This window comes from Vibrio sp. 1641 (assembly GCF_033339995.1).
Classification (GTDB): Bacteria; Pseudomonadota; Gammaproteobacteria; order Enterobacterales; family Vibrionaceae; genus Vibrio; species Vibrio alginolyticus.
In genome coordinates, this window is the sequence record NZ_JAWOVP010000403.1 from 1 (window position 1) to 562 (window position 562).

Annotated in this window: 1 protein-coding gene; it reads right to left on the reverse strand. The window is 42.0% G+C overall.

All coding sequences use genetic code 11. The annotated features are described in order from the left end of the window. Positions 1-206: 206 nt before the first annotated feature. Positions 207-562: peptide-methionine (S)-S-oxide reductase (locus R7Z47_RS26215; protein WP_318130946.1), on the reverse strand; the 356-nt coding region annotated here is incomplete at its 5' end.

Genomic DNA, 562 nt, shown 5'->3' on the forward strand with positions numbered 1-562 from the left:
TTTACAGAGGAGTAATTTAATTGCTCCTCTTGTTATTTTTTACAACCAAAAATGATGGCCATTATTTAGTCTATGTAACGATAATGATTAGGTCATAAAATGAAAATCTTCGCTATTTCTCCAGTTCGTGAATCCTGCCGTTACTAAATCGGATGATTCCGTACTACAAGGTATGCTGGAGCTACTTGTCGCTTACACTCTGCAGGCTATTTGTTCTTATATTTATGCAGCAGGTCTAGAGGGATGTGACAGTAATCGTTTGGGAAACGAGTGAGCCTATCTTGATGCTCTTCGTCGCTTGGAACGTAGTTTTTTAGTGGTAAGACTTCAACCGCAATCTTATCGGCATCGTCTCTTGTTGCTATAGACGATTTGGCGATTTCAAGGTGCTTGGTATCACGGCTGTATACGCCGGTACGGTACTTTTCACCAACATCGTCCCCTTGCTTGTTGATGCTATATGGGTCGATGATTTCAAAGAAATAGCCCATTAAGGTTTCAAGCGACACTTGGCTTGGATCAAACTCGGTGCGAACGCATTCTGCGTAGCCATCGTATTCAG